The 13,265-nt window shown below is 36.1% G+C and carries 11 protein-coding genes, 1 tRNA gene and 1 pseudogene; all 13 read right to left on the bottom strand.

Annotated features, from left to right (window positions below; all coding sequences use genetic code 11):
- Nucleotides 1–653: 653 nt before the first annotated feature.
- Nucleotides 654–1,382, bottom strand: coding sequence for a hypothetical protein (locus tag IR213_RS10885; RefSeq protein WP_194312348.1), 729 nt, complete (start codon nt 1,380–1,382; stop codon nt 654–656).
- A 94-nt stretch (nt 1,383–1,476) separates the two neighbouring features.
- Complete coding sequence (locus IR213_RS10880; RefSeq protein WP_194312347.1) at nt 1,477–2,136, bottom strand: ATPase; 660 nt, start codon at nt 2,134–2,136, stop codon at nt 1,477–1,479.
- A 256-nt stretch (nt 2,137–2,392) separates the two neighbouring features.
- Nucleotides 2,393–3,229, bottom strand: a complete 837-nt coding sequence (locus IR213_RS10875; protein WP_194312346.1) for a transcriptional regulator — start codon at nt 3,227–3,229, stop codon at nt 2,393–2,395.
- A gap of 13 nt (nt 3,230–3,242) precedes the next feature.
- Nucleotides 3,243–3,545: a helix-turn-helix domain-containing protein gene (locus tag IR213_RS10870; RefSeq protein ID WP_194312345.1), complete on the bottom strand. Its 303-nt coding sequence runs from the start codon at nt 3,543–3,545 to the stop codon at nt 3,243–3,245.
- Nucleotides 3,546–3,821: 276 nt separating this feature from the next.
- Nucleotides 3,822–4,712, bottom strand: a complete 891-nt coding sequence (locus IR213_RS10865) for an RteC domain-containing protein (RefSeq protein WP_194312344.1) — start codon at nt 4,710–4,712, stop codon at nt 3,822–3,824.
- A 49-nt stretch (nt 4,713–4,761) separates the two neighbouring features.
- Nucleotides 4,762–6,014, bottom strand: a pseudogene (locus tag IR213_RS10860) (site-specific integrase).
- Nucleotides 6,015–6,263: 249 nt separating this feature from the next.
- Nucleotides 6,264–6,348: transfer RNA gene (locus IR213_RS10855), tRNA-Ser, on the bottom strand.
- Between the two features lie 167 nt (nt 6,349–6,515).
- Nucleotides 6,516–7,649 carry a 3,4-dihydroxy-2-butanone-4-phosphate synthase gene (gene ribB / locus IR213_RS10850; RefSeq protein WP_194312343.1) on the bottom strand — a complete coding sequence of 378 codons (1,134 nt, stop codon included), beginning with the start codon at nt 7,647–7,649 and terminating at the stop codon, nt 6,516–6,518.
- 6 nt (nt 7,650–7,655) lie between these two features.
- A complete protein-coding gene (locus tag IR213_RS10845) occupies nt 7,656–9,092 on the bottom strand; it encodes an LptF/LptG family permease (RefSeq protein WP_194312342.1) in 1,437 nt (478 codons plus the stop codon).
- Between the two features lie 6 nt (nt 9,093–9,098).
- Nucleotides 9,099–9,761, bottom strand: coding sequence for a LolA family protein (locus IR213_RS10840; RefSeq protein ID WP_194312341.1), 663 nt, complete (start codon nt 9,759–9,761; stop codon nt 9,099–9,101).
- Entirely contained in the window at nt 9,745–12,192 is a 2,448-nt protein-coding gene (locus tag IR213_RS10835; protein ID WP_194312340.1) for a DNA translocase FtsK, read from the bottom strand. Before IR213_RS10835 ends, IR213_RS10840 begins: the two co-directional genes overlap by 17 nt.
- 18 nt (nt 12,193–12,210) lie before the next feature.
- On the bottom strand, nt 12,211–12,585 hold the full coding sequence (locus tag IR213_RS10830; protein WP_194312339.1) for a diacylglycerol kinase: 375 nt from the start codon (nt 12,583–12,585) through the stop codon (nt 12,211–12,213).
- Between the two features lie 6 nt (nt 12,586–12,591).
- Complete coding sequence (gene tpx / locus IR213_RS10825; protein WP_194312338.1) at nt 12,592–13,089, bottom strand: thiol peroxidase; 498 nt, start codon at nt 13,087–13,089, stop codon at nt 12,592–12,594.
- Between the last annotated feature and the right edge of the window lie 176 nt (nt 13,090–13,265).

The raw sequence follows: 13,265 nt of genomic DNA, 5'->3' as shown, positions 1-13,265 counted from the left end.
TTCAATATCTTTGGAACTCATAAATTTTGTTTTTTGTCACTCAAAATATATGAAAAAAAGGGCTTACTTTTAAAAGTAGCCCTTTCTGTTTAAAAATATTAATCGGTTAGTAGTGTATCAATATATATTATGGCACATAAAACAAATATCATATTCAAAAATGGTTTTATTAAATTAGTATTGAAATTAAATAGTAGTCTTTTTATTCTTAACCAAATCTAATCAAAATCAATGCTATTAAAAGTACTACAAATAAGACTTTGTTAACAAAATTTATAATCAAAAAATAATCTAGTTAGACCATCTTGTTTTACCGTTTCCCTTATTTTGATAGATTATTTTAAATTATCTCTTGTCATTTGAGTTTACATTAAAACTGATAAGGTTGAACATATTTCGCATTCTGGAATGCAGCCTGTTACCATAGAGCATTTCAATTTCGGAGGCGGATAGATTGGAGGTAAGGTGAGTGATGGAATTATTCACCACGAACTGCTCGTAACGACTGATCAATACCTCAGCCATTACATTGCAATCGTTGCCAAAATGTTTGATTTGTTGTTCGGCACCTAAGTCATCAAAGCAATAGCCGGAAAGGCGTGATTGGAAATTTGTTTTGAGGGATACTTATTTATAGATCGTTTTTCCTTAACTTAATTATTTTGAAATAAGAACTCGTGTGTATCAATAACGGCAGCTCTTCCCATCTGTACTAAATTTTCCGTTTTTTTTAAAAATATCCCCAATGTTTTTTCATTATAAATCAATTTCATTTCCGAAGAATAATCGGTCACTAAATACATATCACCTTCTAATTTAAAAAAAGGAATTTCAGATTTGCCTTTTGCTTTTATTCCTTTATTTACGACAACACCATTATTTAATACATCCTTTAGTACTGCATCACTTTTTTCTTTTGAAGCCACTTTTGCATAGGCTACCATCATATTCAGCCATTCGTCACTATCAATCAAGTACCATTGTACCTTGTTAAAGTCAATACCTTGATCGCTGATCCAACCATAGCTGGTAAAAGCGAGTAATACCTGCTTTCTGCCATCAAGTTTTGGATTATCTGATGGACTAAATTCTTGTATTTTAAAAGAAATAACAGAAGTTGCTGACATATCTTTTGTTTTTTTGCCATTAAAATCAAGTGTTTTTAATGAAAAACTATTTAATTCTGGATGATTAGCTAAAACCCATTGGGTGGCGGTCAATTCTGCTCTTTCTTTCATATCCTCAACTGCAGCGATTCCTGCTCCAATGGCTAAAAGACCAACGCCAACTGCAGCCGCAGCCGCAGCACCATTACTTTGCGCTTTTGATTGTTTAGGAACCAGTAATGTAATAATAATTAAAGCAATAGTTAATTTTTTCATTTTATAGTACGATTTGGATTAATAATAATCAAATGTAGCTTATGGAATATCGTTTGCATTACGGTTTTCCACATTGTGAAAAAATTATTTAAAATCATCGTTTATCATTGGAGTTGTCATTAAAACTAACGAGGTTGAACATATTTCGCATTCTGGAACGCAACCTATTGCCGTAAAGAATTTCGATTTCGGATGCTGATAGGTTGGAGGTGAGGTGAGTAATGGAATTATTTTCCACGAACTGCTCGTAACGACTTATCAATACCTCAGCCATTACATTGCAATCGTTACCGAAATGTTTGATTTGTTGTTCAGCACCCAAGTCGTCAAAGCAATAGCCCGAAAGGCGTGATTGGTAGTTTTGTTTTAGTGTGTATTTGTTGATAGCGTCAAAACCACTTTTTGCAAATTCGAAAGATATTTCCCGACAGGTTTTGATTTTATAATCGGATAAAGGGCTTGCAAATGTTTTGATGAGGTGCATTATTGAGGTTTTTCCGCAACCAATTGGACCCGATAATAAAATGCCTTTGTTGAGGTCGATTTGTAATTTTAAGGCTGTGTTTTGGTCTTTGATCATATAGATTACCAATTTGTAAATGGTTGGAATATCGAGTATGTTTATTTTGAATGATTGCCCGTAATGTTCTTTTCCTTGGGATTCTATATAGGAAAGGCATTTGTTGAAATCATAGATTTTTTGGTTGTTTTCAATAGTATATGTTTCTTGGATTTTATGGATATGAATTTGCATTTTTTGTGAATTATAAGATTATAGAATCAATCTTTCTTTTTTTCTTGATAAAAAAAGAAACAAAAAAATCAAGTCTTGGAATCCTCATCGGTCAAAATAACTCTCAAATTCTAAATGAAAAGAACTCGCTGCGCTCAAACAGCTTTTCATTTTACGAATTCTTCGTGTTTTTTGACACTCGATTCCGGATCCCTAGGACGTGGAGGGATGTATCGACTAAACTTTTTTATAATTCTGGAACTTTTGAAGGGAAAAATTATAAAGGTTCGGCATAGTTTTTTGAATTTGTAGTATGTAGATGATTCGGCTGGGGTTTGTTTGATTTTGGTTGAAAATTGTTTGTGTTAAGCATCCAATTTCGGGCAGCCGCTTTCCAGTCTTTCATTTTGGATTTTCCACCCACAAGCCAGCCGTTGCTTTGGAAGTGGTTGTAGAACTTTTGGGCTTCGATTTCGGAATTGTTTTTCTCCTTGAAATAAAGAGCTACTTCTTCCCAGATGGGAGGGATTTTCTCACCGTGTTCTATACCTTTTTTTTCGCGCAACTTTTTTTTGGGCTGCGGTTCCTTTTCTAACAAAAAAGCGTCGTTTTTATCTTGCTTTTTTTGTGCTTGCCCGTTTACAATGTTTATACTGTTTGTATTGTTTATATAAGGTAGAAGTTCAGTGCTTGTACAGTGCTTGTTTAGTACTTGTTCAATACCAAGTTCATCAACTTGTACAATAGCTTGTTCATTGACTTGTTTGATTTTTTGCTGGGTTTTGAGCTTTTTTATTTCCTTTTTTTGAATTGGTTTGGTGTAGAAATCCAAGTTGAGTACCTCGAGTGTGGATCCTTTGAACGGATTGTAAGAAGGCATATATTTCACAAAATCTCTTTCGTCCAATTCCCGGATGCATTTGTGGTAGGTTGCGTAGGAAGCGATTTTGCTGATGCGCATTAATTCATCCCTGGAAATGCCAATCGGGTTTTGGAAACGGTTTTGGTTCCATAATTGGAATATGGCCATATAGAGGCTGATGTGCGTTGGGTTGAGGTCGAAGTCGGTTGATACTTTTTCGAAAAAGCCTGTGAGGTGTTTGATGTAGTTCATTATGGGTGTTGGGTTATTTGTTAAGCAACTTTAAGATGTCATCGTACTTGTAGTAAATGATCCCGCCGATCCGGTTATAGTTGAGGGTTCCGTTAATGCGAAGATTTTGTAAAGTGCCAGGAGAAATTTTAAGGAGTTTGCGCACCTCGGAAGATTTGAGCCATTGGGGAGGTTGTTCCACTGCAGGTTTGCCTGATTGGATTTCGTGGAGTAGCGCGTTGCCAAAGTTGAGGAGATCTCTTTTGGTTACCATTTGGTGGTTTAACAACTCAAAGTTGTCGATTTCCGGGAAGAGTTTTTTTGGATGTAAATTCATAATGAAAGTGTTTGATTTGTTAGATTTTACCAGCTAACATTTATGAGTTAACTGCTAATACAAATTACTTTCATTTGGTTATTTTTACTTCCCAAGTAATACCCAAGTTGGGTGTTATTATTCATCAAAAAAAAACAGAACCCTTTTGTTTATTGGGTTCTGTTTTTGAATTTTAACATTTGAGTGCTTATTTTTCCCATTGGAGTATTAGAGGGATTCAACCAAAAATATAGTCTTGACAAAGGAAACCCAAGGTGTACCCAATGGGGTATTTTGTTAATGCTTCTTTTTTGAATCATCATTATCCATTTTCTCGATAAGTTTTTCAGACATCGTGTTGATGAATCGTGTTTTTGAAACTTTACGGGATTTTATATCCGAGTAGTTTCCGTATAGATTGGAATCAATTTCTACATTTAACATTGTGCCTAAAAAAATGGCCAATTCTTTTAAATCAAAATTTCCATTATTGATACAGCCAGTAGCTTGAAATGCATATACGAGTTCTGTCATATCTACTTTTGAACCGGTCCAATTGAATTTGTTATCTATTGGAAGATTTTTAGGTAGGTACTTGCCATTGAGTTCGTCGAGTTTGTTTTCCAAATGAATGGCAAAGAGATCGTTTGCCATTATGGTGGCCACATTGTAATCGTGTGAGGTGCTCAGTTTGGAATCGAAATTTATGAGACAACAATCATATTTGATGATGTCCTTGAAGCTATGACGTACAAAATGATCTTCATCTTTGTCTGATGATCTGGAGCGATAGTATTCGTATAAATCCTGATTGCTTATTGCATGATAATGAATACCCATCAACAATTTTTCGTACTGCTTTTTTTTGTCCATTTTGGTTTGGGGTAAAGTGGTTTCTAATTTGAGTATTGCTTTGTAATAGATCAGTTTTGAAACCAGTCTTGGTTTCAATTCTTTGAAAAAATGGATTTCTTCTTGAAGCGTTTTAAAAATATGATTTTGTAACCAATTGTATATCTCTTTTAACTTCTTTTCAATATAATGAATAATCTCTAAAGAAACAGTCAAAACATCTTTTGAAGTGTTATTAAGGACTTTATATTCTCTTTCAAATTCATTAAAGTAGCTGATGTAATTGAGTTCCATGAGGAATAACTGGTTTGAATTGGGTGTGCCAAAATAAACCATTTTGTATTGATTTTTGTCATACTTTTCGCTAAAAAGTTATTAACAGTCCCTAAGCCTTGCGGCTACTTAATTTTTTATCATTTAGTGCCTTTGAAGCAAATTTTGATTTTAAAATCATCATATCTTCGCTAATTTTTTTATCTAAAATTTTAGCATAATGTTGGGTAGTTTTAAGGCTGGTGTGTCCCAACATTTTACTGACCGTTTCCAGAGGAACACCATTGGAAAGTGTCACAGTTGTCGCAAAAGTATGTCGAGCAATGTGGAAGGTCAATTCCTTTTTGATTTCGCAAACATCTGCAATTTCTTTAAGATAGGCATTCATTTTTGATTGCTCAAAATAGGGAGGAGGCGTTTCTCGTTTTTGCAAACCGGATAATCGGCATATTTGTCGATGATGTCTTTTGCCGTTGGCAATAATGGAATTTTAGAAGCGGTATCTGTTTTTTGTCTGTTCTTGAAAATCCATTTATCACCATCTATTCCCAAAGAAATATTGTCCAATGTTAATTGTTTCACGTCGATATATGCTAAGCCTGTAAAGCAGCTAAAAACGAATATATCGCGAACAAGTTCCAATCGCTCGGAAACAAATTCTTTGTTCATCATTTGTTCTATTTCAGCTTCAGAAAGGAATTCTCGAATGACTTCTTTGACTTTCGCTTTGTAATTGGTGAAAGGATCCTTGTTTAGCCATCCGTTGGCCAAACACTGGTTGATGATTTTGTGGAAGTTCTTGATGTATTTTACAGCGGTGTTGTTGGCACATTTTCGTTCGCTGCGCAAGTAGAATTCATATTCTGTGATAAAGGAATGATCTATCTTCTCGATATTGATATCCGTGATGTTGTATTTCCAGAAAATGAAATCTTTGGTGTGCTTCAACGAAGTTTCATAGCGTTCCAATGTTCCAGGTGCATATTCCTGACCAACCAGTTCTTTGATTTTACGATTGTGTTCTTGGAAGATTGGAACTAACATTCGCTCCCGTTCTTTTTTTCCGGTTAACTCATTTTTGAAGGATTCAAAATTTACCGGAATGTCTTTTTTGATTAGATTTTTTTCCACATTTAGAATCTTTGATTTTAAATTGTCAAGATGTCCATTGATTGAACGAGCTTCTTCCGAAGTTCCTCTCATTTTAGACATTTCGGAGTGCCATTTGTCTGGGTCAACAAACTTGCCAGTACTGTTATCCAATCGTCTACCATTGATGGTAATTCGTTGGAAAATTGGAGCCAAACCTTGAGCATTGACTTTGACTCTTTTTAAATAAAAAAGGATTGAAATTGGATTGTCCATAATTGGTAACCTTTAAGTTAATAGAAATTTAGAAAAACTATCAACACAAAACAAGATGTTCAATGAATGAACCCCTTGTTTTAAAAGGGTTAACAAAGGTAGGGGCACAATGATTTTGAATTTTTAAAGTGCCCCGAATTGTACCCCTTTAGAATGAGAAACTATGAATAATTTGGATAGGGGTAGAATTAAAAAACCCTCTAAATCATACGATTTAAAGGGTTTTGGTAGGTTTTTTGAAATAACCAGCGGAGAAAGAGGGATTCGAACCCCCGGACCTGTTACAGTCAACAGTTTTCAAGACTGCCGCATTCGACCGCTCTGCCATTTCTCCAATAAACCGCATTGGATTTCTCAATGCGGTTGCAAATATAAGAACCTTTTTTTGTTTTACAAAAACTATTTTTATAAAATAAACATCCTTTTTAGCCCTTTTTTTTTAATCGTTTCATTTCTTGGTTTTTAATTCAAAAAAAAACCAAAAAAAAGCAAAATAAAGTGCTAATACATTACGTATTCTTTGATTTCAAGCCCGTATCCAATCATTCCCACACGTTTGGTCTGCTCCGTATTCGAAAGCAGTCGGATCTTCGAGATGTCCAGATCGTGTAAAATCTGGGCACCAATACCAAAATCCCGATTGTCCATTTTAATCTGTGGGGCTTTAAAAACACCTTTGCTTTGCAGCGCCTTCAGTTCCAAAATCCGATTCAGTAAATCTCCCGACTGCGATTCCTGATTGATAAATAATACAGCTCCTTTACCATCGGCATTAATCAACTCAAAAAGATCACACAATTTTTTATTGGCATCATTGGTCAGTGTACCCAAAATGTCATTATTAATCAAAGTCGCATTAATACGGGTCAATACCGGCTCACCAATATTCCAGGTTCCTTTAGTTAAGGCAATATGAACCCGATTGTTCGTAGTTTGAAGGTAAGCTCTGAGTCTGAATGTGCCAAAACGAGTTTTAATCTCAAAATCTTCTTTCTTTACAATCAAACTGTCATGTTGCATGCGGTAAGCAACCAGATCCTCAATCGAAACTAATTTCAAATCAAACTTCTTGGCGACTTCTGCCAATTGCGGTAAACGCGCCATCGTGCCGTCCTCATTCATGATTTCAACAATCACTCCAGCCGATTTGAAGCCTGCAAGACGGGCAAAATCAATCGCAGCCTCCGTGTGCCCTGTGCGTCTCAAAACGCCTCCCTGCTTAGCAATGAGTGGAAAAATATGGCCTGGTCTGGCTAAATCATGGGGTTTGGTGTTGGGGTCGGTCAATGCTAAAATGGTATGCGCGCGGTCTGCCGCCGATATACCTGTGGTAACACCGTTACCTCTTAAATCCACTGAAACGGTGAATGCGGTTTCCATAGGGTCGGTGTTGTTATGTACCATTGCAGCGAGTCCCAAATCCTTACAACGATTTTCGGTCAGTGGAGCACAAATAAGCCCCCGACCATGGGTAGCCATAAAATTGATCATTTCTGGTGTGACCTTTTCGGCAGCAGCCAAAAAATCACCTTCATTCTCCCGATCTTCATCGTCAACAACAATAATGATTTGACCTTGACGAATGGCTTCGATAGCTTCTTCGATGGTATTGAGTTGAATGGTGCTTGCAGCCATAATTACTTATTTTGAAGGTGGAAATATTTTTTGAAAGATTTTTTGAAAGGGCGCCAAAACGACATCCATATTGATTAAGCCAATGTCATTTGTGGCCCGATAAGTCAGTAAAATAGCCAGTGGCAACAAGATAAACGAGGACATCCAGGCGCCTAAAAAAGGAGCCAGTCCGTTTTCTTGTGAAATTCGTTTCCCAAAAGTATTGATAAAGTGAAAGGATATAAATATTAATACGGCAAAAACTATTGGTAAACCTAGTCCTCCTTTTCGAATAATGGCACCTAGCGGAGCTCCAATAAAAAACATCAGGAAACAGGCGAAGGCAATGACAAACTTGTCATAAAAAGCCAGAATGTGACCGTTGATATTCTTTTGTTTGTTTTCTAATTCAGTATTGGTTCCGTTAATCGAAAACAGCGTGCTTTCGACGGTGCTACCCGCAAAACTTAAGATAGCCAGTTTTTTATCATTGGTATATAAGGACAGTAAATCTTTAGGAAGAGCCTTGTGTTTTTTGATAGGGTTAATGACTTTTATAGTTCGTTGAATCCCGATGCGCTGATTGATGTTTTCCGAAAAAGACAATATATCAGTATTCATATTTTTATGCAAAGAATCTAAAGTATAACTTAGTTCACTAAGATTCAGCATGGTATTAGTATTAGTGATACTGGCATCATTTACATCTACCTTATTCAGTTTAGACAGATCAATATTAAGGATGTACCGTTTGAAAGTGCTTTTTGCAAAAGGAACTTTGCTGCGGTCTTCGTATTTTTTAGGGGTGATATCTTCATAATAATAGCCGTCGTTTAGCACCATTTTAAGGGTGTTTGATTGCTCACTACTGATTAGTACGCCGTTTTTGGCCTTGATTACGGTCTTATTTCCGTCACCCATAGCTGATTTCTTGTGGATAGTTATTCCCGTCAAATTATTGCCGTTGGGACCTGATTTCTTATTGACCTTGATCGAATAAAGCCCCACCGTGCTAAACTGCCCTTCGGCAATAGCCAAAGCCGGTTTTAGCTGGGCAATGTTTCTCCTGAAATTGATAAACTTATATTCCGCATAAGGTATCACATTATTGGCAAAGGAAAAGGCTACGACACTCAGGATAGCAATGAAAATAATCAGGCTTTTCATGGCGCGTTGCAGCGAAATTCCCGCCGACTTCATAGCAGCAAATTCATAATTTTCGGCCAGATTACCAAAGGTCATAATCGAAGCCAGTAAAACCGATAAAGGCAATACTAAAGGAACGATACGAGGCATTGCAAATAATAAAAACTTGAGAACCATGACTAAATCCAAATCCTTACCAGCTAATTCTGCGATGAACAACCATACCGACTGGAGGATGAATATAAAAAACAGGATTATAAATACCATGAAAAAGGTACTTAGAAAAGTCTTTAGTAAGTATTTATCGAGAATTTTCACCTAGAATTAATCTAATTTATTGATGTAGTAATTTGGATATTTACTGGCCACAAAGATAAATTGATTTTTTGACAAAGGTTGGTTGGTTTTAAAAGAATTAACAGTGAGTGTTGTTTTGGTCCCTTTTTTGCCGGTTTCTATTAGATTGTAGATGTGTTTTGTCTGAATATCAATGCCTAATAAAATCTCTTTTCTTTGGTCTTTGGTGTTCATTGGAACTAGTTTGACGTATTGAATTTTACGACCTTTGATGTCTTGAAGCTCATCCATACTGCACTTGTAACCGGTATTAAAAAAAGTCAGCATTTTCGAAGGAGTAATGGCATTGTCGTCTTTTTCGTTAACGGTTGAAACAGTAACCTCTTCGTCTTCTGGAACAATGGTATAGGTTTTCTTTCCGTCGAATATCTTGGTCACACCCATAAAATTTAATACATATTGATTGCTTTTCATCGTGACATTTCCCTTGCTATCCTGATTGATGTTTTCTTTGGCGTTATTCAGGGAATATTTAAAATCAATGATAATATTGTCGTAGCTCTTTATTTTTGCGGTGACTTGATTAAGAAGGTCTTTAGCGTCTTTATCTTGTGCATGTGCAAAAAGGCTAATAAGGAATAAAAAAGTAATCTGTAATGTCTTAGTCATTGTATTAATTATTTTGTTCATTTTTGAAAAATTGATCAAGAGAACCCATATCTAGAATGTTGACGCTTCGGGCTTTGCTACCTTCAAAAGAGCCCACTATACCGGCCGCCTCTAGTTGATCAATAAGTCTTCCGGCTCGGTTGTAACCCAATTTTAGTTTTCTTTGCAAAAGCGAAGCAGAGCCTTGTTGTGCCATTACAATAATCTCGGCAGCTTCTCGGAATAAAGTATCTCTTTCGGAAATATCCATATCAAGATTGATGCCACTTTCTTCTCCAACAAACTCTGGAAGCAAATAAGCAGTAGCGTAGGCTTTTTGGGCGCCAATAAACTCCGTGATTTTTTCCACTTCAGGAGTGTCAATAAAAGCACATTGCACACGCACCACATCATTTCCGTTGTGATATAGCATATCGCCGCGTCCTATTAATTGGTCTGCACCTTGTGTGTCTAAAATCGTCCTGGAATCAATTTTAGATGTTACTCTAAAGGCGATTCGGGCAGGAAAATTGGCTTTGATCAATCCCGTAATCACATTTACCGAAGGTCGTTGTGTGGCAATAATCAAATGGATACCAATGGCACGGGCTAATTGAGCCAATCGCGCTATTGGAACTTCAACTTCCTTTCCTGCGGTCATGATTAAATCCGCAAACTCATCCACAATTAATACAATGTAAGGTAGAAATCGGTGACCGTTTTCTGGATTTAATTTTCTGGATTTAAATTTGTCGTTGTATTCCTTAATGTTGCGAACCATTGCATCTTTCAATAAAGAATAGCGATTGTCCATCTCCACACAAAGTGAATTCAAGGTATTGATAACCTTGGCATTATCTGTAATAATGGCGTCTTCGGTATCGGGAAGTTTAGCCAAATAATGTCTTTCAATCTTGTTGAAAAGGGTTAATTCCACCTTTTTTGGATCGACCAAAACAAACTTGATTTCGGCTGGATGTTTTTTGTAAAGCAATGAAGTAATAACAGCATTTAAACCAACAGACTTTCCTTGTCCCGTTGCACCAGCCATTAGTAAGTGAGGCATCTTGGCTAAATCGACCACGAAGGTTTCATTCGAAATGGTTTTCCCCAAAGCAATTGGCAATTCCATTTCAGCTTCCTGAAATTTGGCTGAGCCAATTACACTTTTCATCGATACCATTGTTGGATTCTTGTTGGGAACCTCGATTCCAATGGTTCCTTTCCCGGGAATAGGAGCGATGATACGAATCCCTAATGCCGAAAGCGACAAGGCAATATCATCTTCTAAACTCTTGATTTTTGAAATACGGATTCCCGCTTCGGGCACAATCTCATAGAGCGTCACCGATGGACCAACCGTCGCTTTAATCTGAGCGATTTCTATTTTATAATTGCGAAGTGTTTCTACAATTCGGTTTTTATTTTCTTCTAATTCCCCCTGATTAATGGTGATACCGCCAGTGGAGTATTCTTTTAATAAATCAATTGTAGGGTATTTGTAATTGGATAAATCCAAAGTAGGATCAAACAATCCAAAATCAGCCACTAGTTTCGACGCCAAATTCTCTTCTATAATGTTTTCTTCGGGAGCTTTCTCAATCACAAAATGATCATCGTTGGTATGAATAATTTCCGGTGAATGAAAAGACGGTGGTGTCACTTCTAAAGGAACAGTTTTCAAACTAATCTCCGAAGGATTACTAATCGTAGGCTTTAACGCTTCTTTGTTGAGTTCAAATTGAGAACCAGCAGATTTCAAATGAATATCTTGGCTTACATCTTCAGCATCTTCCACAGCATATTCTTCGAGGTTGTAGGCGCTGGAATCAATAGTCGAAGCATTCGTAGCTAAATCGGCTTTGATTTCTTTCTTAGTTCTTTCAAAAAAGGATTTAATCTTCTCAGGAGATACCTTAATTTTAAAGATCAGATAAAGAATGAGTCCAAAAACCAAAACTAGTAATGTGCCGGTTTTGCCAATGTAATCCTGAGCGAATAAATTCAGTTCATAACCAATGGTTCCACCTAACTCGGGTAAGGAAGTGGCAAAAAAACCAAACGATACCGAAAGGAGAATTGCCACAAATAAATCCCAAAACCAAATATTCTTGAGCTTCTTAAGGGAAACATCTAATATTAAAAACATTCCGGTTAGGAAGAATAATTTGACAAATAGAAAGGAAGCAAGGCCAAAACCTTTATAAACAATTAAATCTGCCAAGAAAGCACCAAATTTTCCCAGCCAATTCTCAACCGTTTCGTTTCGGTCAGCCAATTGATTGACGGTGCTTTGGTCGGCTTGTCCGTAGATATAAAAGGAAATGAAAGCAAGCAATAAAGCAATGGAAAATAATACCAAGAGCGAACCCAAAACAATTTTGTGCTGTTTTGTAAATGTCCAGGACTTCTTTGTCCCGGATTTAGTATCAATTTTCTTGTCTGGAGTTGCTGTTTTTATTGTTTTTGCCATTCTTTATTTAACTATTTGCTAGAAAATTTTTGGTACATATATAATTAATCCAATGGCAATGTCCGTGATAGCAGCAAAAAATACAGCACCAGCGGAAATATCTTTGATGAATCCAATTTTTTCATGATATTCTGGATGAATAAAATCAGCTATTTTTTCAACTGCAGTGTTCAATCCTTCAATACTCATTATTAAACCAATAGCAAAAATTTGAAAAAGCCATTCAATTGCAGAAATAGAAAAATAGAAACCAGCAATTGTCATTAAAATGGCAATTGAAAATTGCATCTTGATACTGTCTTCGGTGGTAATTAATTTTACGGCACCTTTCACTGCAAATGAAACGCTTTTTAATCTTCCGCTAAAGAATGAGTTGTCTTTCTGAAATTCCATACTTTATTAAAGCACCGCTAAGGCAGCTTCATAATTGGGTTCATTGGCTATTTCAGGAACTTGTTCTGTGTAAATAATAGACCCATTTGCATCAACAACAATAATACATCTTGAATGTAAACCTGCCAAAACACCATCAGCAATTTCTAAACCATTGGTTTTACCAAAACTACCGTCTTTAAAATCCGATAAATTAACCACATTTTCGATTCCTTCAGCACCACAAAAACGTTTTTGTGCAAAAGGTAAATCTCTTGAAATGCACAATACTTTGGTGTTGGCTAATTTGCTGGCACTTTCGTTGAATTTACGAACCGAGCTAGCGCAGGTTCCCGTATCGATACTTGGAAAAATATTTAGAACTAATTTTAATCCTGCAAAATCGCTTAAAGAAGCTACAGAAAGATCGTTTTTCACTAATTTAAAATCGGCTAATTTTGTGCCAACTTTTGGTAATTCACCTGAAGTGTGTATTGGATTTCCACCTAATGTTATTGAAGCCATAATTTATTTAGTTTTTAATGTGGCTCAAAAGTATGAAAATTTATTTAGTTAAGTTTTTCTAAAACACTTTTTTGTTTAATTGATTAATCGTGATATCACAATATAAAAATTAATTAATTTCATACGAGCATCAAAATCAGAAAGTTTTTCAGAAGAACACAATCAATTGGCGACAT

Origin of the sequence: Flavobacterium soyangense (assembly GCF_015277675.1) — a bacterium.
Lineage (GTDB): Bacteria > Bacteroidota > Bacteroidia > Flavobacteriales > Flavobacteriaceae > Flavobacterium > Flavobacterium soyangense.
This window is presented reverse-complemented; position numbering and strand designations above follow the sequence as displayed.

Excerpts from the sequence above, each read along its gene's own strand:
- IR213_RS10865 (WP_194312344.1), bottom strand. The coding sequence starts at position 4,712 with ATGGTTTATTTTGGCACACCCAATTCAAACCAGTTATTCCTCATGGAA.
- ribB (WP_194312343.1), bottom strand. The coding sequence starts at position 7,649 with ATGGCTGCAAGCACCATTCAACTCAATACCATCGAAGAAGCTATCGAA.
- tpx (WP_194312338.1), bottom strand. The coding sequence starts at position 13,089 with ATGGCTTCAATAACATTAGGTGGAAATCCAATACACACTTCAGGTGAA.
- IR213_RS10870 (WP_194312345.1), bottom strand. The coding sequence starts at position 3,545 with ATGAATTTACATCCAAAAAAACTCTTCCCGGAAATCGACAACTTTGAG.
- IR213_RS10875 (WP_194312346.1), bottom strand. The coding sequence starts at position 3,229 with ATGAACTACATCAAACACCTCACAGGCTTTTTCGAAAAAGTATCAACC.
- IR213_RS10830 (WP_194312339.1), bottom strand. The coding sequence starts at position 12,585 with ATGGAATTTCAGAAAGACAACTCATTCTTTAGCGGAAGATTAAAAAGC.
- IR213_RS10885 (WP_194312348.1), bottom strand. The coding sequence starts at position 1,382 with ATGAAAAAATTAACTATTGCTTTAATTATTATTACATTACTGGTTCCT.
- IR213_RS10840 (WP_194312341.1), bottom strand. The coding sequence starts at position 9,761 with ATGAACAAAATAATTAATACAATGACTAAGACATTACAGATTACTTTT.
- IR213_RS10835 (WP_194312340.1), bottom strand. The coding sequence starts at position 12,192 with ATGGCAAAAACAATAAAAACAGCAACTCCAGACAAGAAAATTGATACT.
- IR213_RS10880 (WP_194312347.1), bottom strand. The coding sequence starts at position 2,136 with ATGCAAATTCATATCCATAAAATCCAAGAAACATATACTATTGAAAAC.